Source organism: Sodalis sp. RH24 (assembly GCF_047324145.1).
In the GTDB taxonomy this organism is placed as follows: domain Bacteria; phylum Pseudomonadota; class Gammaproteobacteria; order Enterobacterales; family Enterobacteriaceae; genus Acerihabitans.
In genome coordinates this window covers 4,697,495-4,716,408 of the sequence record NZ_CP178729.1, presented here as the reverse complement: position 1 = coordinate 4,716,408, position 18,914 = coordinate 4,697,495, and the positions used below count along the sequence as shown (strand labels likewise).

At 57.4% G+C, this 18,914-nt stretch carries 13 protein-coding genes, 1 tRNA gene and 3 rRNA genes; 11 read left to right on the top strand and 6 right to left on the bottom strand.

The genetic code is table 11. From position 1 onward, the window contains the following. Positions 1-29: 29 nt before the first annotated feature. The 5 genes from proX to mprA all read left to right on the top strand — a co-directional run bounded on the left by proX (position 30) and on the right by mprA (position 4,130). Positions 30-1,031, top strand: a complete 1,002-nt coding sequence (proX, locus tag ACL2XG_RS21380; protein ID WP_413721315.1) for a glycine betaine/L-proline ABC transporter substrate-binding protein ProX — start codon at positions 30-32, stop codon at positions 1,029-1,031. 126 nt (positions 1,032-1,157) lie between these two features. Beyond that, on the top strand, positions 1,158-2,357 hold the full coding sequence (locus ACL2XG_RS21375) for an MFS transporter (protein WP_413721316.1): 1,200 nt from the start codon (positions 1,158-1,160) through the stop codon (positions 2,355-2,357). Between the two features lie 80 nt (positions 2,358-2,437). Continuing rightward, positions 2,438-3,178 carry an AzlC family ABC transporter permease gene (locus ACL2XG_RS21370; RefSeq protein ID WP_413723490.1) on the top strand — a complete coding sequence of 247 codons (741 nt, stop codon included), beginning with the start codon at positions 2,438-2,440 and terminating at the stop codon, positions 3,176-3,178. Between the two features lie 3 nt (positions 3,179-3,181). Further along, positions 3,182-3,517, top strand: coding sequence for an L-valine transporter subunit YgaH (gene ygaH / locus ACL2XG_RS21365; protein ID WP_410013753.1), 336 nt, complete (start codon positions 3,182-3,184; stop codon positions 3,515-3,517). Positions 3,518-3,611: 94 nt separating this feature from the next. After that, the gene (gene mprA / locus ACL2XG_RS21360; RefSeq protein WP_410013752.1) at positions 3,612-4,130 is read left to right on the top strand and encodes a transcriptional repressor MprA; all 519 of its coding nucleotides are present in this window, start codon (positions 3,612-3,614) and stop codon (positions 4,128-4,130) included. Positions 4,131-4,248: 118 nt separating this feature from the next. On the opposite strand, the gene ACL2XG_RS21355 is transcribed toward mprA, so the two are convergent. Next, on the bottom strand, positions 4,249-5,364 hold the full coding sequence (locus tag ACL2XG_RS21355) for a tRNA/rRNA methyltransferase (protein WP_413721317.1): 1,116 nt from the start codon (positions 5,362-5,364) through the stop codon (positions 4,249-4,251). Positions 5,365-5,586: 222 nt separating this feature from the next. Between ACL2XG_RS21355 and trxC the strand changes: the two genes are divergently transcribed. The 6 genes from trxC to ACL2XG_RS21325 all read left to right on the top strand — a co-directional run bounded on the left by trxC (position 5,587) and on the right by ACL2XG_RS21325 (position 12,259). Further along, the gene (trxC, locus tag ACL2XG_RS21350) at positions 5,587-6,024 is read left to right on the top strand and encodes a thioredoxin TrxC (protein ID WP_410013750.1); all 438 of its coding nucleotides are present in this window, start codon (positions 5,587-5,589) and stop codon (positions 6,022-6,024) included. Positions 6,025-6,172: 148 nt separating this feature from the next. Beyond that, complete coding sequence (locus ACL2XG_RS21345; protein ID WP_410013749.1) at positions 6,173-6,880, top strand: tRNA-uridine aminocarboxypropyltransferase; 708 nt, start codon at positions 6,173-6,175, stop codon at positions 6,878-6,880. Positions 6,881-6,922: 42 nt separating this feature from the next. After that, positions 6,923-9,595 carry a bifunctional acetate--CoA ligase family protein/GNAT family N-acetyltransferase gene (locus ACL2XG_RS21340; protein WP_410013748.1) on the top strand — a complete coding sequence of 891 codons (2,673 nt, stop codon included), beginning with the start codon at positions 6,923-6,925 and terminating at the stop codon, positions 9,593-9,595. Between the two features lie 136 nt (positions 9,596-9,731). Further along, entirely contained in the window at positions 9,732-11,087 is a 1,356-nt protein-coding gene (gene pssA / locus ACL2XG_RS21335; protein WP_410013747.1) for a CDP-diacylglycerol--serine O-phosphatidyltransferase, read from the top strand. A gap of 157 nt (positions 11,088-11,244) precedes the next feature. Next, the gene (locus tag ACL2XG_RS21330) at positions 11,245-11,613 is read left to right on the top strand and encodes a YfiM family lipoprotein (RefSeq protein ID WP_413721318.1); all 369 of its coding nucleotides are present in this window, start codon (positions 11,245-11,247) and stop codon (positions 11,611-11,613) included. Between the two features lie 166 nt (positions 11,614-11,779). Then, positions 11,780-12,259 carry an N-acetyltransferase family protein gene (locus tag ACL2XG_RS21325; RefSeq protein WP_413721319.1) on the top strand — a complete coding sequence of 160 codons (480 nt, stop codon included), beginning with the start codon at positions 11,780-11,782 and terminating at the stop codon, positions 12,257-12,259. A gap of 353 nt (positions 12,260-12,612) precedes the next feature. Here the strand turns inward: ACL2XG_RS21325 and rrf are convergent. The 5 genes from rrf to gmhB form a co-directional block, all read right to left on the bottom strand. Beyond that, a 5S ribosomal RNA gene (rrf, locus tag ACL2XG_RS21320) occupies positions 12,613-12,728 on the bottom strand. A 126-nt stretch (positions 12,729-12,854) separates the two neighbouring features. Beyond that, positions 12,855-15,768: ribosomal RNA gene (locus tag ACL2XG_RS21315) — 23S ribosomal RNA — on the bottom strand. A gap of 400 nt (positions 15,769-16,168) precedes the next feature. Beyond that, positions 16,169-16,244: transfer RNA gene (locus ACL2XG_RS21310), tRNA-Glu, on the bottom strand. A 180-nt stretch (positions 16,245-16,424) separates the two neighbouring features. After that, positions 16,425-17,967 (bottom strand): 16S ribosomal RNA (locus ACL2XG_RS21305). The 16S, 23S and 5S rRNA genes sit together here with 1 tRNA gene alongside, the layout of an rRNA operon. Positions 17,968-18,316: 349 nt before the next feature. Further along, positions 18,317-18,889, bottom strand: a complete 573-nt coding sequence (gene gmhB / locus ACL2XG_RS21300) for a D-glycero-beta-D-manno-heptose 1,7-bisphosphate 7-phosphatase (RefSeq protein WP_410013744.1) — start codon at positions 18,887-18,889, stop codon at positions 18,317-18,319. Positions 18,890-18,914: the final 25 nt, after the last annotated feature.

Genomic DNA, 18,914 nt, shown 5'->3' with positions numbered 1-18,914 from the left:
ATGATGAAAATCAACGAGAAGGATATTCCATGCATCACACCGGAATCTGGGCGCTAGCGCTCACCGCGGCGCTTGCCGCGCCACTCTCTTTTGCCGCCGATCTGCCGGGCAAGGGCGTGCAGGTGCAGCCCCTGCAAAGCACGATATCCGAAGAGACGTTCCAAACGCTGCTGGTCAACAAAGCGCTGGAAAAGCTGGGCTACGATGTCAAATCGAGCCGTGAGGTGGATTATAACGTCGCCTATACTTCCATCGCCTCCGGCGACGCTACCTTTATGGCGGTTAACTGGGATCCCCTGCACGCGGACCAGTATCAGGCGGCCGGCGGCGACGCCAGGTTCTATCGCCAGGGCAACTATGTCGAGGGCGCGGCCCAGGGCTACCTGATCGACAAAAAGACCGCCGATCAATACCATATCAAAACCATCGATCAGCTTAAGGATCCCAAGCTGGCTAAACTGTTCGACGCCAACGGCGACGGCAAGGCCGATTTGACCGGCTGCACCCCAGGCTGGGGCTGCGAGGCGGTGATCAACCACCAGATCCAGGCCTACGGCCTGGCCGATACCGTGGAGCACAACCAGGGCAACTACGCGGCCATCATTGCCGACACCATGGCGCGCTTCAAGGAAGGCAAGCCGATCCTGTATTATACCTGGACGCCCTATTGGGTCAGCGACGTGCTGGTTCCGGGCCGGGACGTGGTATGGCTGCAGGTGCCGTTCTCTTCCCTGCCCGGCAAGCAGAAGGACATCAGTACCAAACTGCCTAACGGCGCCGACTATGGCTTCCCGGTAAACACCATGCGTATCGTCGCCAATAAAGAGTGGGCCAAGGCCAATCCCGCGGCGGCGAAACTGTTCGCCATCATGCGTCTGCCCATTAGCGATGTGAACGCGCAGAACCTGCGTATGCATGAGGGCCAGGCCTCGGAGGCGGATATCGAACGCCACGCCAACGGCTGGATTGCCGCGCACCAGGCGGTATTCGACGGCTGGATAAGCGCCGCCACGGCCGCCGCCGCTAAATGATACGGCGTCTTCGCGCCCGTTTATGGCGCGAAAACAGGTCACGTTAACCGACGGGGGGCATTCGCCCCTCGTTTTTTTGGCGCTTATGGGGAATAATAGCCCCCCGATTGGTAAACAGACTCACCAATGAAAACAAAAACAGATCACCCAAGTTTAAGTCCGGCGCTGATTATTATCATGGCTATCGCCACCGGATTGTCGGTCGCGAGTAATTATTACGCGCAACCCCTGCTGGACACCATTGCCCAGTCGTATCACCTGTCGGTGAACCAGGCCGGGTTTATCGTCACCGCCGCCCAGCTGGGTTATGCCTGCGGCCTGATGTTTATCGTGCCGCTGGGGGATAAGTTCGAACGGCGCGGCATGATAGTGGTCATGACGCTGCTGGCCGCCGCCGGTATGCTGGTCACCGCCTCGGCCGGCAGCCTGTGGCTGATGATAGCCGGCACGGCGCTGACCGGTCTATTCTCGGTAGTGGCGCAGATCCTGGTGCCGCTGGCGGCGACGCTTGCCGATCCGGCGAAGCGGGGCAAAGTGGTCGGTATGATCATGACCGGTCTGCTGCTGGGTATCCTGCTGGCGCGTACCGTCGCCGGCGCCCTGGCAAGCTTCGGCGGCTGGCGCACCGTGTACTGGTTCGCCAGCGCGCTGATGGTGGTCATGGCGCTGATACTGTGGTTCGCCCTGCCGCGTTATAAACAGTATTCCGATCTGAATTACCCGCAGCTGCTGGCCTCCATCCTGCGCATGTATGTCACCACGCCGGTGCTGCGCACCCGCGCGCTGATCGGCTGCGTGACCTTTGCCAGCTTCAGCAACCTGTGGACTTCCATGGCGTTCCTGCTGGCCGCGCCGCCGTTTTTTTACTCCGAGGCTAAAATCGGCCTGTTCGGCCTGGCGGGCGCCGCCGGCGCCCTGGCCGCATCCAGGGCCGGGCATCTGGCCGACCGGGGCAAGGCAAAAATCACCACCCGCTATGGCCTGCTGCTGCTCCTGGTCTCCTGGGCCTTTATCTGGTACGGCCAGCATCAGGTGATGGCGCTTATCGCCGGCATCGTCGTGCTGGATCTGGCGGTGCAGGGCGTGCATATCACCAACCAGAGCGTCATTTACCGCCGCATGCCGCAAGCGCGTAACCGTCTCACCTCCGGCTATATGACCAGCTATTTTATCGGCGGCGCCCTGGGCTCGCTGATTTCCGCCTCGGCCTACCAGATGGCCGGCTGGACCGGCGTATGCGTCGCCGGCGGGGCGCTGGGCGTGCTCAACCTGCTGTTATGGTGGCGTGGCCAGCATCATGAGGATAGCGGCGTAGCGGCCGCCTGAGGGCGTCGCACGGCGGGATGACTGTCGCGGCGTTCCGGCGGGCGATAGTCGCCGGAAGTGTCGCCATGGGAGATACGCACATGGACGCAAGCCAGGATCACCTGCCGGCGGCCCCAGGGACGCCGGCCACCTTTCGCGAGGGCATCAAGGACAGCCTGCCCATCGTCATCGGCTACCTGCCGGTGGCGTTCGCTTTTGGCCTGAACGCGGTTAAGCTGGGCTTTACGCCGCTCGAAAGCCTCTTCATTTCCTGCGTTATCTATGCCGGCGCCAGCCAGTTCGTGATAACCACCCTGCTCAGCGCCGGGATATCGCTGTGGGTCGCGGCGTTGACCGTCATGGCCATGGATGTGCGCCATCTGCTGTACGGCCCGGCGCTGCGTCACCGTATTCCCGGCGCCCTGTCGCGGCGCGCCACGGCGCTATGGGCCTTCGGCCTGACCGATGAGGTGTTTGCCGCGGCCATCGCCAAACTGATTAAGGATAACCGCCGCTGGTCGGAACGCTGGATGATAAGCGTCGCGGTCTGTTCGTGGCTATCCTGGGTCGTCGGCACCGCCGTCGGCGCGCTGTCGGGCAACGGCCCGCTGAACGACTATCCGGCGGTTGAGGCCGCGCTGTCCTTCATGCTGCCGGCGCTGTTCCTCAGTTTCCTGTTGGCGTCATTTCAGCGCCGGCAAAGCCTGGTATTGGCCGCGGCGCTGGCCGGCGCGCTGGCCGGGCTGCTGCTGCTGTCGATTCCGATGGCGATCCTGGCCGGCATCGGCGGCGGGTGCCTGGGTGCCTTGCTGGGCCCGGCGCGCGCCGCCAGGGAGGAATAATAAATGCATACCAGCGTGATTATCATCGGTTTGGTGGTCGGCGCGGCGAATTATCTGTTCCGTTACCTGCCGCTGCGTTTTGGCGGCGGGCGTAAATCAGCCGGCCCCGCCGGCGCCTGGGCCGGACGTCTTTTGGACGGCATAGGTTTGGCCTCCATCTGCGCGCTACTGGTGGTCTCCAGTGTGCCGGAGGTGCTGCGCGCGCCGGCGAAACTACTGCCTACCCTGGCGGGTTTCGCGGTATTGGCGGCCTGTTTTTACCGCACCCGCAGCATCGTCATCGCCACCCTGGCCGGGGCGCTGTGCTTTGGCTTGGTATATAAATTAGTCATGCCCTAATCTATAGCTCTCTAAACTTTTCAGGACGACAATATTTACTTGAGTGATTACATTAGTTATTATATCCATAGAAACTAATGAGGCATAAATCATCATGGACAGTTCCTTCACCCCCATTGAGCAAATGTTGGCGCAACGCGCTAAGCAGCGTCCCGAGTTTCCCTACCAGGAAATCCTGCTGACCCGGCTATGCATGCATATGCAGGGTAAATTGCTGGAAAACAGAAACCGCATGCTGAAAGCCCAGGGCATCAATGAAACGTTGTTTATGGCCCTGCTGACCCTGGAGTCCCAGGAAAATCACAGTATCCAGCCCTCTGAACTCAGTTCCGCCCTGGGATCGTCGCGCACCAACGCCACCCGCATCGCGGATGAGCTGGAAAAACGGGGCTGGATTGTGCGTAAAGAGAGTGAGAACGATCGCCGCTGCCTGCATTTGCAGCTGACCGACGCCGGCGAAAACTTTCTTAATAATCTCTTGCCGCCGCAGCATAAGTGCCTGGTAACGCTCTGGTCTACCCTCAATACCGACGAGCAGAAGCAGCTTGAAACGCTCACGCGCAAGCTGCTGACCAAACTGGACGAATTAATTGTCGAAGACGAAATAGCCTGACCTGCGCGCGCGATTATGGCTCACTTCCCTGTGAGCCTCCCTGCGCGTCAATGAGTGCGGCGTTTTTGTCCCTGCGCGCTACGCGTTATTCTTTTTGCCCGGCAAACCCGCCGCACACTCAAGCGTGGTTTTGCCGCCACCACTCCGCCAGCAGTATGCCGGTAGCCACCGACACGTTCAGGCTTTCCACCCGCCCGGTACCGCCGATGGAAATCGCCAGATCCGCCTGTTCCACGATGGCGTCGGACAACCCTGCCCGCTCCTGGCCTATCACCAGCACCATCTTCGCCGGCATATTGACCCGGCCAAGCGACGCGCCTTTGTGGCTCGATGTGGTGACGATGGTATAACCCGCCTGGCGGAAACGGTCCAAATCGCCGAATAAATCATCGGTATGTATGGCGCTGATATGCTCCGCGCCACCTTCGGCGGTACGTACCGCGGCGCCGGACTCCAGCGCCGCGCTGTCGCTGGTCATGACGCCTTTCACGCCAAAATGCGCGCAGCTGCGCAACATTGCGCCGAGGTTATGGGGATTGGAGACATCCTCAAGCGCCAGCACGCAATCTTTATCCAGGGCTTTATCAAGATAGGTAACGGCATCCAGGCCGATGCGCTTTTTAATCAGGAAACAGACGCCGCCGTGATGATCGGTGCCGGATGCCAGCGCCAGCTCGTCCTCTTCCACCACATGGTAGGCTTTGCGATTGGCGGCCATCCAGCGCAGGGCGTCGCGAAAGCGCGGCGTAACGGATTGCACGAACCAGGCGCGCACGATGGAATCGGGACGGCTTTTGAATAAGGCCTGGCAGGCATTTTCGCCGTAAACCCGGGTTTCTTCCGCCCGCTGGCGCCGCAGCTGTTCGGGGTCGATCAGGCTTTTACCGCTGATGCCGCCGTGATCGGCCACCGCGGGGGTCTCATCGTTTTGGTACAGGGTCTTCCAGGGGGAGTCCGGCGCGGTGGACGGTCTGTCCCTGCGGGGCGCGTCGCCGCGACGGGCATCACCGCGGGGCGCGTCACCACGACGGGCGTCACCCCGGGGCGCGTCGCCACGGCGGGCGTCACCGCGGCGGGCATCACCGCGGGGCGCGTCGCCGCGGCGGGCATCGCCCCGGGGCGCATCGCGGCCCGGCTGGGGTGGACGAGAAGGACGACGAGGCTGCTCTTCTTCTTCTTTGCGCACGTACATAACACGGACCTTGCCGTTTTTACCCTTTAATGAATCGCTCATTTGTCTCTCCACCCATATGCTGGGCGCGAAGATTACCTGATCTTGTCTTTTTTAGCTACCGGGTAGAGGTAAAAGCCAGCAACTATCGAAGCCATCGGATAAATCATTTTGTACCTTCACATTTCTTTCACCATACTTCAGAACATCATTTCGATAAAGCGTGGATCTCATCGCCCGGCCGCCCTGTTGCCGGTTTAACCTCCACCCATAAGAGGCAATTGTATGAATACAGTATGTGCATCCTGTCTGGCCACCAACCGGCTGCCGGAACAGAAGGTCAACGACGGCGCGAAATGCGGCCGTTGCGGCGAGGCGCTGCTGGACGGCAAAGTGGTGCATGCCACCACCGACTCCCTCGATAAGCTGCTGCAAGACGATCTGCCGGTGGTGGTCGACTTCTGGGCGCCCTGGTGCGGCCCCTGCGTCGGCTTCGCGCCGATTTTCGAGGCGGTTGCCGCGGAGCGCCGCGGCTCGGTACGTTTCCTGAAGGTGAATACCGAAGCGGAGCCCCAGTTAAGCACCCGTTTCGGCATCCGCAGCATTCCCACCATCATGGTGTTCAGGCACGGTAAAATGGTGGATTCGCTGCACGGCGCTATGCCCAAAGGGCCGTTTGAAGAGTGGCTGGACGAAGGCCTGTCCATTCCGAGCCCGTCTTAAGCGGCCGCCGCCGGGCCACCCGCACATGCTGTGGCGGCGGGTGGCCCGGCGCGCCGCGACACTGCGTTTCCCGACAGCTCCGTCGGTAAATAGTTGTCCGCTTTCCCCGCCCGCTCCGGTAAACTCTCTCTTTTCTTGCGGGCTTCCCATGACAAACAACGCCGTGCTGGCGCTACGCCAATATCGTCTCGATCGCGCCACCCGGCCGTACCGCGCGCGCGGTTGCCGGGTCGTGCGCTGCGAACACTGCCTGCTGCCGCAGCCCGTTTGCCTGTGCGATCGCATTATCCCCATGACGTCGGTCAGCCGTTTCTGCCTGATCATGTTTGACTCCGAGCCCCTGAAACCCAGCAATACCGGACGCCTGATCGCCGATATCTTGCCGGATACCCAGGCTTTTCTCTGGTCGCGCACCGAGCCGGATACGGCACTGCTATCGGCTATTGCCGACCCCGCCCGCCAGCCTTATGTGGTATTCCCGGCGCACAACGTCGCCCCGGACCGGCGCGTGGTGCCGCAAATCGATGCCTGCGGCAAGCCGCCGTTGTTTATTCTGCTTGACGGCACCTGGTCCGAGGCCGGCAAGATGTTTCGCAAAAGCCCCTATTTGGCGGATTTTCCGATATTATCCCTTAACCTGGCTACCGTCTCCGCCTATCGTCTGCGGGAAGCGCACGGCGAAGGCCACCACTGCACCGCCGAGGTGGCCGCCACCCTGCTGCGCCAGACGGGGGACGCGGCGGCGGCGGATCGCCTGGGCGCGCATTTTGCGCTGTTTCGCAGCCGCTACCTATTGGGTAAATCGCACCATAACACCGCGCAAATATCTTCCGCCATCACAACACCCCGGCCTTAATGCGCTTACACTTGTCGGATGCGGCTGGATAGGAGACCACCGATGAGTCAACGAGGTTTGGAAGCGCTGCTAAGACCAAAATCCATCGCCGTGCTGGGGGCGTCCGACAAACCGGGCCGGGCCGGGAACCTGATGATGCGTAATCTGCTGAACGGCGGGTTCGGCGGCCCGATATTGCCGGTAACGCCGCGCTATCCCGCGGTTTGCGGCGTTTTAAGCTATCCGGACGTGGCGAGCCTGCCCCTGGCGCCGGACCTGGCGATCCTGTGCACCCGCGCCAGCCGCAATCCCGGTTTGCTCGACGACCTCGGCAGGCTGGGTTGCAAAACGGCGATTATCCTCTCCGCGCCACCGGCCCAGTTTACCGAGCTGAAAGCCTGCGCCGCCCGTCACGGCATGCGTCTGCTCGGGCCGAACAGCCTGGGGGTACTGGCGCCGTGGCAAGGATTGAACGCCAGTTTTTCCCCGGTGCCCATCCATAAAGGCAAGCTGGCGTTTATCTCCCAGTCCGCCGCGGTATCCAATACCGTGCTGGACTGGGCGCAGCAGCGCGAAATCGGGTTTTCCTATTTTATCGCGCTCGGCGACAGTATCGATATCGATGTGGACGATGTGCTTGATTTCCTGGCGCGCGACGGCAAAACCAGCGCCATTTTACTGCACCTGGAGCACCTCAGCGACGCCAGGCGTTTTCTGTCGGCCGCCCGGGGCGCCGCGCGCAACAAGCCTATACTGGTCATCAAAAGCGGGCGCAGCCCGCAGGCGCAGCGCCTGTTGAACTATCCCCAGGGAAGGGATGCCGCCTACGACGCCGCAATCCAGCGTGCCGGGCTGCTGCGGGTGCGCGATACCCACGAATTATTTTCAGCGGTGGAAACCCTAAGCCATATGCGCCCGTTGCGCGGTGAACGGCTGATGATCGTCAGCAACGGCATTGCCCCGGCCGCCCTGGCGCTGGATGAGCTGCTCAGCCGTCATGGCAAGCTGGCGACATTGAGCACCGCGACCCGTCAGGCCCTGCAGGCGGTATTGCCGGAGGGCCTGCCCGCCGCCAACCCGCTTGATTTGGCGGACGACGCCACTCCGGCCCGCTATCGCGCCGCCCTGACGGCGCTGCTTGACAGCACCGACTACGACGCGCTGCTGATTATCCACGCGCCCAGCGCCGCCGCCCCCAGCAGCGAGACGGCGCAGCAGGTTATCGAGCTGGCCAAGCTTCACCCCCGCGGCCGGCAGGTCACCCTGCTGACCAACTGGAGCGGCGAATTTTCCTCCCGGGAGGCCAGACGCCTGTTCACGGAGGCGGGGCTACCCACCTATCGCACCCCTGAAGGCGTGGTCACCGCTTTTATGCATATGGCGGAATACCGGCGCAATCAAAAGCAATTGATGGAAACACCGGCCCTGCCGGTCGGCCTGACGGTGGATACCGCCCAGGCGCACGCCCTGATCCGCCAGGCGCTGGAACAGGGCATTACCCGGCTGGCGACCCACGAGGTGCGCCCCATTATCGAGGCTTATGGCTTAACCACCCTGCCCACCTGGATCGCCGGCGACACCGCCGAGGCCGTCGCCGTTGCCGACCGTATTGGTTACCCTGTGGCGCTGAAGCTGCGCTCGCCGGACATCCCCCATAAATCCGAGGTCCAGGGCGTGATGCTGTCGCTGCGCAATGCGCAGGAAGTGGCCCAGGCGGCCAACGCCATGGCGGAACGCGTGGCGCAAACCTTTCCCCAGGCGCGCATCGAGGGCATGTTGGTACAAAGCATGGCCAGCCGGGCCGGCACCCAGGAACTGCGCATCCTGGTCGAACAGGATCCGGTGTTCGGCCCGCTAATCCTGCTGGGTGAAAGCGGGCATGAATGGCGACAGGCCGACCAAACGGCGGTAGCCCTGCCGCCGCTTAATATGACGCTGGCGCAGAATATGGTGCGCCAGGGCCTGAAAAAAGGCGCTATCCGCACCCATAGTCCGCTCTATTCGCTGGATATTGTCGCGTTAAGCCGCCTGTTGGTGCAGGTCTCCAACCTGCTGCTCGACTGCCCGGAAATCGTCCATCTGGATATCCATCCGCTGCTGGCCTGCGGCGGCGATATGACGGTGCTGGACGTCAGCCTTGAACTGGCCGAACGCCCGGGCGACCCCGAGGCGCGCCTGGCGATCCGTCCTTATCCGCAGGCGCTGGAATCGGTGGTCACGCTGAAAAACGGCGAGCAATGCCTGTTCAGGCCCATCCTGCCCGAAGACGAACCGCTGCTAAAGCAGTTTATCGGCGCGGTCACGCCGGAAGATCTTTATTATCGTTACTTCAGTGAGATCACAGAATTTACCCATGAAGATTTGGCTTATATGACCCAAATCGACTACGATCGAGAAATGGCGTTTGTCGCGATCAGACAAAACGACGCGGGAAACACCATTATCGGCGTCACGCGCGTTTTTTCCGACCCGGACAATACCGAGGCCGAATTTTCGGTACTGGTCAGGTCCGATCTCAAAAAAATGGGCTTAGGCCGCCTGCTGCTGCAAAAAATGATTGCCTACGCCCGCGATCACGGGCTCAGACGCTTGAACGCCATCACCATGCCCAGCAACCACGGCATGATTTCACTGGCAAAAAAACTGGGATTTACCGTCGATCTGCAGTTGGAAGACGGCATTGTCGCGCTATCGCTGTCGCTTGCGGGCGAAACCCGGCAACCACCCCCGGTCTAACATCAAGCGCGCATCAACCTGCGGCGAAACATAGCCACAATGGAGAAAAGTAATGTTATTATGGCCGATTCCACACATTTGTGTTTTTGCATATGGTCATTCCACCATACGATGACAAGAGAAGAAGCGCACTGTGATGTTGTCAAACTTTAGACGTACCAAACACCAACAACACCTTGCACAACTGCCCAAAATTCCCCAGACGGTTGCTGACGTACAAACGCTGTACAGTCCTGAAGATTTCCGTATCGCCTTGCTTAACGCCATTGCGGGTGCCAAGAAGCGTATTTATCTGGTGGCGCTGTATCTTGAGCAGGATGAAGGTGGCGAGGCTGTGCTCTCGGCCCTCTACCAGGCCCGCGAGCTGCGGCCGGAGCTTGAGATCTGTGTGCTGGTCGACTGGCATCGCGCGCAGCGTGGGCGCATAGGCGCGGCGGCGGTAAACACCAACGCCGACTGGTATTGCCGCATGGCGCAGGATCATCCCGGCACGTCGGTACCGGTGTACGGCGTACCGGTCAATACCCGCGAAGCCCTGGGCGTATTGCATCTCAAAGGCTTCATTATCGACGATACCGTTATTTACAGCGGCGCCAGCCTGAACGATGTCTACCTGCATCAGTTGGATAAATACCGCTACGATCGTTATCAACTGATCCACAACCCTCAGCTTGCCGAGTGCATGCTGGGTTATATTAAGCGGCACCTGCTGACGGCGCCCGCGGTCAACCGGCTGGATAATCCAAATCGTCCCAAAAGTATTGAAATCAAAAACGATACGCGCATGTTCCGCCAGTCTTTGCGCGATGCCGATTATGCCTGCAACGGCTCGGCCGGCGATGACGAACTGACCATCACGCCCCTGGTGGGATTAGGCAAGCAAAGTCCGCTGAATAAAACCATTCATCACCTGATGTCGTGCGCCGACAGTAAACTGACCCTGTGCACCCCCTATTTTAATATGCCGGCGCTGCTGGTGCGCAATATCATTTCTCTGCTGCGCCAGAACAGGCAGGTGGAAATCATCGTCGGCGATAAAACGGCCAATGATTTTTATATTCCCGAAGATCAGCCGTTTAAGATTATCGGCGCCTTGCCCTATTTATATGAAATCAACCTGCGCCGTTTTCTCGGAAGGTTGCAGCGTTATGTGGACAATGGGCAACTGGTGGTCAGGTTATGGAAAGACGGCGATAATACCTATCACCTCAAAGGCATGTGGGTTGACGACGAATGGCAGTTATTGACCGGCAATAACCTTAATCCCCGCGCCTGGCGCCTGGATCTGGAAAACGCGCTGTTAATCCACGACCCGAAGGGCGAACTGCGTGCGCAGCGCGAGCATGAACTCGAACTTATCCGTACCCATACCATAGTGGTCACGCACTATACCGAGTTGCAAGGTATCGGCGACTATCCGGTCAAAGTACGCAAGCTGATCCGCCGGCTGCGGCGTATCCGTATCGATCGCCTTATCAGCCGTATTTTATAGATTCGCCCTTGGGCACACAGGAATGTCATTCCGGCATCATCGCGGTTTTCCACCGGCGGCCTCCTTGAAAGGACCCGCCGGAGACAACCCGGCGCCGTTGGTTCAGGGATGCCGTAGTGTCCGCCAGGCCGACGGTTTGAACCAGCGGAACGCAACCATGTCAAAAAGCCTCAGGCAGCCATTTCATCACGTCAGTCATCTCGCTTGTCGCACGGTTATTATTCTTCCGCTGATTTTTTGCAGCGCCTGCGCCCATATGGCGCAGGACAACTGGACAGGGCGCGATAAAACAGCGCATTTTATCTCTTCCGCCACACTGGCCTATGCGGGTAGCGCGGTGGCGGAACACCAAAATGCCTCCCCGGCCCGCAGCCGCAATATCGGGTTTGCCTTCGCCCTTTCGCTGGGCGCGCTGAAGGAAACGTTCGACAGCCGCGCCGCCGGCAGCGGCTGGAGCTGGAAGGACTTCGCCTGGGATGTGGCGGGGGCTTCGGCGGGTTATAGTCTGTATTATCTCAATAAATGATTAACTAAAATAACTGTATACTCAATAACCGAGGATATTGCCGTATGCTAACAGGCCAAGACGTTGCATCTGGACCTGTTCCCAGCAATTTTCGTCTGCGCGGACCGCAAATTAAGACTTCTATTATGATAAGTTCATATTTGGATTAATCCGCAGGGAGGCATTGATGTCGCGACATGAAACGCCAGACAATTTACCTGGCGAAAATCATGATAAAATACGTGTCCGGTTGGCCAAGATCACGGATATCGATACTATTTTTGCTATTCGCTTAAGCGTAAGAGAGAACCAGATCTCACGCGCTCGGCTTACGGAAATGGGAATTACTGCTGTTGCCATCAGGGACGCGATTCTTGCCTCCCCCTGCGTCTGGATTGCCGAGATAGGGCAAATTCCTGCTGGTTTTTCTATGGCCTGCACCGCTGAAGCAAGCGTATTTGCCCTGTTCATACGCCCTGAATTTGAAGGGCTTGGACTAGGCCGCGTTCTGCTGGCCAACGCCGAATCCTATCTTTTCAAGCACCATCAAAAAATATGGCTGGTAACAGACGGCAACAGCCGCGCCAGCGGTTTTTATCGCCAGCTCGGGTGGCACCCTAAGGAATACTTAGCGGATGGTGATATTCGATTTGAGAAGTCAGTTTAATGTCTATTATACATTCAAATTACCTCGCCACGGTAAACTAAGCGCTTTCCAGATCACCGTGGGCCGTCGCCTGCGGCTCCGCTCCACCGGCGTTGCCGGTGGTCCGACTCTCGCGCCCGGGTAGCGAACCGCCAGGGTTACGCACATGAAAAAGCCCTCTGTTTTCACAGAGGGCTTCGTCAATGGGATGCCTGGCAGTTGATGCCTGACTGCGTCAGGCACCCTGCGGGCCGCCGCAAGCGGCGTTCAACAGGCTCCGCCTGTTGTCCTACTCTCTTACTCGAGTAGCGAACTGCCAGGGTTACGCACATGAAAAAGCCCTCTGTTTTCACAGAGGGCTTCGTCAATTGGATGCCTGGCAGTTCCCTACTCTCGCATGGGGAGACCCCACACTACCATCGGCGCTACGGCGTTTCACTGCTGAGTTCGGCATGGGGTCAGGTGGGACCACCGCGCTAGTGCCGCCAGGCAAATTCGTTTACCAACCGTCATCCTGCTTCTGATGACCATCGGCCTTTATCCGGAACTTCGCTGAAAATTCTCTCGCCACCCCTGGGGGCGACGCTCTCTTTGCGTCAAACACTTTAGGTGTTGTAAGGTTAAGCCTCACGGGTCATTAGTATCGGTTAGCTCAACGCATCGCTGCGCTTACACACCCGACCTATCAACGTCATCGTCTTTAACGTCCCTTCAGGTGGCTTAAAGCCACAGGGAAGACTCATCTCGAGGCAAGTTTCCCGCTTAGATGCTTTCAGCGGTTATCTCTTCCGCACGTAGCTACCGGGCAATGCCATTGGCATGACAACCCGAACACCAGTGGTGCGTCCACTCCGGTCCTCTCGTACTAGGAGCAGCCCCTCTCAATCTTCCAACGCCCACGGCAGATAGGGACCGAACTGTCTCACGACGTTCTAAACCCAGCTCGCGTACCACTTTAAATGGCGAACAGCCATACCCTTGGGACCTACTTCAGCCCCAGGATGTGATGAGCCGACATCGAGGTGCCAAACACCGCCGTCGATATGAACTCTTGGGCGGTATCAGCCTGTTATCCCCGGAGTACCTTTTATCCGTTGAGCGATGGCCCTTCCATTCAGAACCACCGGATCACTAAGACCTGCTTTCGCACCTGCTCGAGCCGTCACTCTCGCAGTCAAGCTAGCTTATGCCTTTGCACTAACCTCACGATGTCCGACCGTGATTAGCTAACCTTCGTGCTCCTCCGTTACTCTTTAGGAGGAGACCGCCCCAGTCAAACTACCCACCAGACACTGTCCTCGACCCAGATTATGGGCCGGAGTTAGAACATCAAACATTAAAGGGTGGTATTTCAAGGTTGGCTCCATGCAGACTGGCGTCCACACTTCAAAGCCTCCCACCTATCCTACACATCAAGGCTCAATGTTCAGTGTCAAGCTATAGTAAAGGTTCACGGGGTCTTTCCGTCTTGCCGCGGGTACACTGCATCTTCACAGCGAGTTCAATTTCACTGAGTCTCGGGTGGAGACAGCCTGGCCATCATTACGCCATTCGTGCAGGTCGGAACTTACCCGACAAGGAATTTCGCTACCTTAGGACCGTTATAGTTACGGCCGCCGTTTACCGGGGCTTCGATCAAGAGCTTCTCCTTACGGATAACCCCATCAATTAACCTTCCGGCACCGGGCAGGCGTCACACCGTATACGTCCACTTTCGTGTTTGCACAGTGCTGTGTTTTTAATAAACAGTTGCAGCCAGCTGGTATCTGCGACTGGCTTCAGCTCGGGGAGCAAGTCCCTCCACCTAATGCCAGCGTGCCTTCTCCCGAAGTTACGGCACCATTTTGCCTAGTTCCTTCACCCGAGTTCTCTCAAGCGCCTTGGTATTCTCTACCTGACCACCTGTGTCGGTTTGGGGTACGATTCGATGTGACCTGGAGCTTAGAGGCTTTTCCTGGAAGCGTAGCATCAATTCCTTCACCACCGTAGTGGCTCGTTATCACGCCTCAGTGTTGAATAAAAGAGCGGATTTACCTGCTCTTTCCACCTTCACGCTTAAACCGGGACAACCGTCGCCCGGCGAACCTAGCTTTCTCCGTCCCCCCTTCGCAGTCACACCCAGTACAGGAATATTAACCTGTTTCCCATCGACTACGCCTTTCGGCCTCGCCTTAGGGGTCGACTCACCCTGCCCCGATTAACGTTGGACAGGAACCCTTGGTCTTCCGGCGAGCGGGCTTTTCACCCGCTTTATCGTTACTTATGTCAGCATTCGCACTTCTGATACCTCCAGCAGCCCTCACAGGCCACCTTCGCAGGCTTACAGAACGCTCCCCTACCCAACAATACCCGAAGGTATCGCTGCCGCAGCTTCGGTGCATGGTTTAGCCCCGTTACATCTTCCGCGCAGGCCGACTCGACCAGTGAGCTATTACGCTTTCTTTAAATGATGGCTGCTTCTAAGCCAACATCCTGGCTGTCTATGCCTTCCCACATCGTTTCCCACTTAACCATGACTTTGGGACCTTAGCTGGCGGTCTGGGTTGTTTCCCTCTTCACGACGGACGTTAGCACCCGCCGTGTGTCTCCCGTGGTAACATTCTTCGGTATTCGCAGTTTGCATCGGGTTGGTAATCCGGGGTGGACCCCTAGCCGAAACAGTGCTCTACCCCCGAAGATGAATTCACGAGGCGCTACCTAAATAGCTTTCGGGGAGAACCAGCTATCTCCCGGTTTGATTGGCCTTTCACCCCCAGCCACAAGTCATCCGCTAATTTTTCAACATTAGTCGGTTCGGTCCTCCAGTTAGTGTTACCCAACCTTCAACCTGCCCATGGCTAGATCACCGGGTTTCGGGTCTATACCCTGCAACTTAACGCCCAGTTAAGACTCGGTTTCCCTACGGCTCCCCTATTCGGTTAACCTTGCTACAGAATATAAGTCGCTGACCCATTATACAAAAGGTACGCAGTCACCCTGATAAATCAAGGCTCCCACTGCTTGTACGTACACGGTTTCAGGTTCTATTTCACTCCCCTCGCCGGGGTTCTTTTCGCCTTTCCCTCACGGTACTGGTTCACTATCGGTCAGTCAGGAGTATTTAGCCTTGGAGGATGGTCCCCCCATCTTCAGACAGGATATCACGTGTCCCGCCCTACTCATCGAGCTCACAGCACTTGCACCTTCGGATACGGGGCTATCACCCTGTGTTGCCGGACTTTCCAGACCGTTCTCCTGATGCAAATGCTGATGGTGACTCTGGGCTGTTCCCCGTTCGCTCGCCGCTACTAGGGGAATCTCGGTTGATTTCTTTTCCTCGGGGTACTGAGATGTTTCAGTTCCCCCGGTTCGCCTCAATACGCTATGGATTCACGTAATGATAGTGCAACGAATTGCACTGGGTTTCCCCATTCGGACATCGCCGGCTGATAGCGCTTCATATCAGCTCACCGGCGCATTTCGCGGATTAGCACGTCCTTCATCGCCTCTGACTGCCTAGGCATCCACCGTGTACGCTTATTCACTTAACCTCACAACCCTAAAGTGTCTGTGTTGCGACTGGCTGCACACTGCCAGGGCATCGTTGCGCGGTGCTCGCCATGCTCATGGACATTGAGTCCACTCCGCTGGCTGCGCGCCGTGCGCCTTGCCCTGACACTGTTCGCACAGTCTCACCCTGGTGAGAGTAAACCCTCGCCTGGGCTACAGAGATTGCCATCGACACGGCAATCATTAGGTTTGCTTGCTTTGAGAGAATCGCATACTGATTTTGCTCAGCATGTTTTTTTTCAAATTTTCAGCTTGTTCCGGATTGTTAAAGAGCATGTATTTCGCAGCATACTGATACGCGGTTGCGTAACAATGTGCTCTGAAATCATCAGACAATAAAGGCGGGTCTGGTTTGGTTAACAGGTCGTATGAAAAAGAGTTTGGCGTCCCCTAGGGGGTTCGAACCCCTGTTACCGCCGTGAAAGGGCAGTGTCCTAGGCCACTAGACGAAGGGGACAGGAGTGCGTTTGTGAGATAAGTTGTCGTCAATAGGCAACGAATTCTTATGCCACCGTTTTTTATCAACCCTGCCTTAACATTCAGGAAGAGGGCATGACAAAAAACCATACGAGCTGTTTGCTCATTACAGTTATCAGACAATCTGTGTGGACACTACACAATCTAGTATCTATTTCGGTAAGGAGGTGATCCAACCGCAGGTTCCCCTACGGTTACCTTGTTACGACTTCACCCCAGTCATGAATCACAAAGTGGTAAGCGCCCTCCCGAAGGTTAAGCTACCTACTTCTTTTGCAACCCACTCCCATGGTGTGACGGGCGGTGTGTACAAGGCCCGGGAACGTATTCACCGTGGCATTCTGATCCACGATTACTAGCGATTCCGACTTCATGGAGTCGAGTTGCAGACTCCAATCCGGACTACGACGCACTTTGTGAGGTCCGCTTACTCTCGCGAGTTCGCTTCTCTTTGTATGCGCCATTGTAGCACGTGTGTAGCCCTACTCGTAAGGGCCATGATGACTTGACGTCATCCCCACCTTCCTCCGGTTTGTCACCGGCAGTCTCCTTTGAGTTCCCACCATTACGTGCTGGCAACAAAGGATAAGGGTTGCGCTCGTTGCGGGACTTAACCCAACATTTCACAACACGAGCTGACGACAGCCATGCAGCACCTGTCTCAGAGTTCCCGAAGGCACATTCGCATCTCTGCAAACTTCTCTGGATGTCAAGAGTAGGTAAGGTTCTTCGCGTTGCATCGAATTAAACCACATGCTCCACCGCTTGTGCGGGCCCCCGTCAATTCATTTGAGTTTTAACCTTGCGGCCGTACTCCCCAGGCGGTCGATTTAACGCGTTAGCTCCGAAAGCCACGGCTCAAGGCCACAACCTTCAAATCGACATCGTTTACAGCGTGGACTACCAGGGTATCTAATCCTGTTTGCTCCCCACGCTTTCGTACCTGAGCGTCAGTCTTCGTCCAGGGGGCCGCCTTCGCCACCGGTATTCCTCCAGATCTCTACGCATTTCACCGCTACACCTGGAATTCTACCCCCCTCTACGAGACTCTAGCCTGCCAGTTTCAAATGCAGTTCCCGGGTTAAGCCCGGGGATTTCACATCTGACTTAACAGACCGCCTGCGTACGCTTTACGCCCAGTAATTCCGATTAACGCTCGCACCCTCCGTATTACCGCGGCTGCTGGCACGGAGTTAGCCGGTGCTTCTTCTGCGGGTAACGTCAATCAACAAGGTTATTAACCTTGTCGCCTTCCTCCCCGCTGAAAGTGCTTTACAACCCGAAGGCCTTCTTCACACACGCGGCATGGCTGCATCAGGCTTGCGCCCATTGTGCAATATTCCCCACTGCTGCCTCCCGTAGGAGTCTGGACCGTGTCTCAGTTCCAGTGTGGCTGGTCATCCTCTCAGACCAGCTAGGGATCGTCGCCTAGGTGAGCCATTACCTCACCTACTAGCTAATCCCATCTGGGTTCATCCGATGGCGTGAGGCCCGAAGGTCCCCCACTTTGGTCTTGCGACGTTATGCGGTATTAGCTACCGTTTCCAGTAGTTATCCCCCACCATCAGGCAGATCCCCAGACATTACTCACCCGTCCGCCGCTCGCCGGCAAAGTAGCAAGCTACTTCCCGCTGCCGCTCGACTTGCATGTGTTAGGCCTGCCGCCAGCGTTCAATCTGAGCCATGATCAAACTCTTCAATTAAAAGCTTGATGCTCAAAGATTGTCATACTGTTAATCTTATGAATTAACTGTTTGTTCACTCTTCAAGACTTGGTATTTTTGTGTTTCGATACGGTCTTGTGAGTGCCCACACAGATTGTCTGATAAATTGTTAAAGAGCAGTGCGCCGCTGTAATCAGTCTGGCGCGAGGTGGCGTATATTACGCTTTCCTCTTTCAGTGTCAAGCCCGTTCGGCCTGTCTTCTGACTCGTTTCCGGTAGAGTGTGATACTGCTCACGTTACCGGTCGATGGAGGCGCATTATAGGGGGGTACGGAAAAATGGCAAGTAAAAAAAACGTCATTTTAACCGACCGGTTAAAATCTAACCGTTATGCACCTTTTGCATGCTGTTTAATGGCAGCCGGTAGTTGCGCAAGACTGTCTATCACCCAATCCGCCAGGGCCTGGGCCTTTTCGTCCAGCGGCTTGCCGCTGCGCACCAGCACTTTGGCGCCGACGCCCGCGGCTTGCCCCGCCAGCATGTCTTCGGCCTTATCACCTACTATATAGGAGGCCGCCATATCGATATTCAGGAACTGCTGCGCATCGAGCAGCATGCCGGGTTTGGGTTTGCGGCAGTCGCAATCCTGGCGGTATTCCCCTTCCACGCCGTCGGGATGATGCGGGCAGAAATAGATGCCGTCCAATTCCACGTCGCGATCGGCCAGCGACCAATCCATCCACTCGGTTAGGCGCATAAACTGATCTTCGGTAAATTTACCCCGTGCAATACCGGACTGGTTCGTCACCACCACCAGGGCGAATCCCATGGTTTTCAATTCCCGCATGGCATCGATAACACCGTCGATAAATTGAAATTCATCGATCTCATGTACATAACCGTGATCGACATTAATGGTACCATCGCGGTCTAAAAATATAGCTGGGACAGGCTGTGTCACTGATTGGCTCCTGACAACATAAACG

Bases quoted from the DNA above. Each gene is read 5' to 3' on its own strand.
- ACL2XG_RS21345 (WP_410013749.1), top strand. From the start codon at position 6,173: ATGACAAACAACGCCGTGCTGGCGCTACGCCAATATCGTCTCGATCGC.
- ACL2XG_RS21370 (WP_413723490.1), top strand. From the start codon at position 2,438: ATGGACGCAAGCCAGGATCACCTGCCGGCGGCCCCAGGGACGCCGGCC.
- trxC (WP_410013750.1), top strand. From the start codon at position 5,587: ATGAATACAGTATGTGCATCCTGTCTGGCCACCAACCGGCTGCCGGAA.
- proX (WP_413721315.1), top strand. From the start codon at position 30: ATGCATCACACCGGAATCTGGGCGCTAGCGCTCACCGCGGCGCTTGCC.
- ygaH (WP_410013753.1), top strand. From the start codon at position 3,182: ATGCATACCAGCGTGATTATCATCGGTTTGGTGGTCGGCGCGGCGAAT.
- mprA (WP_410013752.1), top strand. From the start codon at position 3,612: ATGGACAGTTCCTTCACCCCCATTGAGCAAATGTTGGCGCAACGCGCT.
- ACL2XG_RS21355 (WP_413721317.1), bottom strand. From the start codon at position 5,364: ATGAGCGATTCATTAAAGGGTAAAAACGGCAAGGTCCGTGTTATGTAC.
- pssA (WP_410013747.1), top strand. From the start codon at position 9,732: ATGTTGTCAAACTTTAGACGTACCAAACACCAACAACACCTTGCACAA.
- ACL2XG_RS21325 (WP_413721319.1), top strand. From the start codon at position 11,780: ATGTCGCGACATGAAACGCCAGACAATTTACCTGGCGAAAATCATGAT.
- ACL2XG_RS21340 (WP_410013748.1), top strand. From the start codon at position 6,923: ATGAGTCAACGAGGTTTGGAAGCGCTGCTAAGACCAAAATCCATCGCC.
- ACL2XG_RS21330 (WP_413721318.1), top strand. From the start codon at position 11,245: ATGTCAAAAAGCCTCAGGCAGCCATTTCATCACGTCAGTCATCTCGCT.
- ACL2XG_RS21375 (WP_413721316.1), top strand. From the start codon at position 1,158: ATGAAAACAAAAACAGATCACCCAAGTTTAAGTCCGGCGCTGATTATT.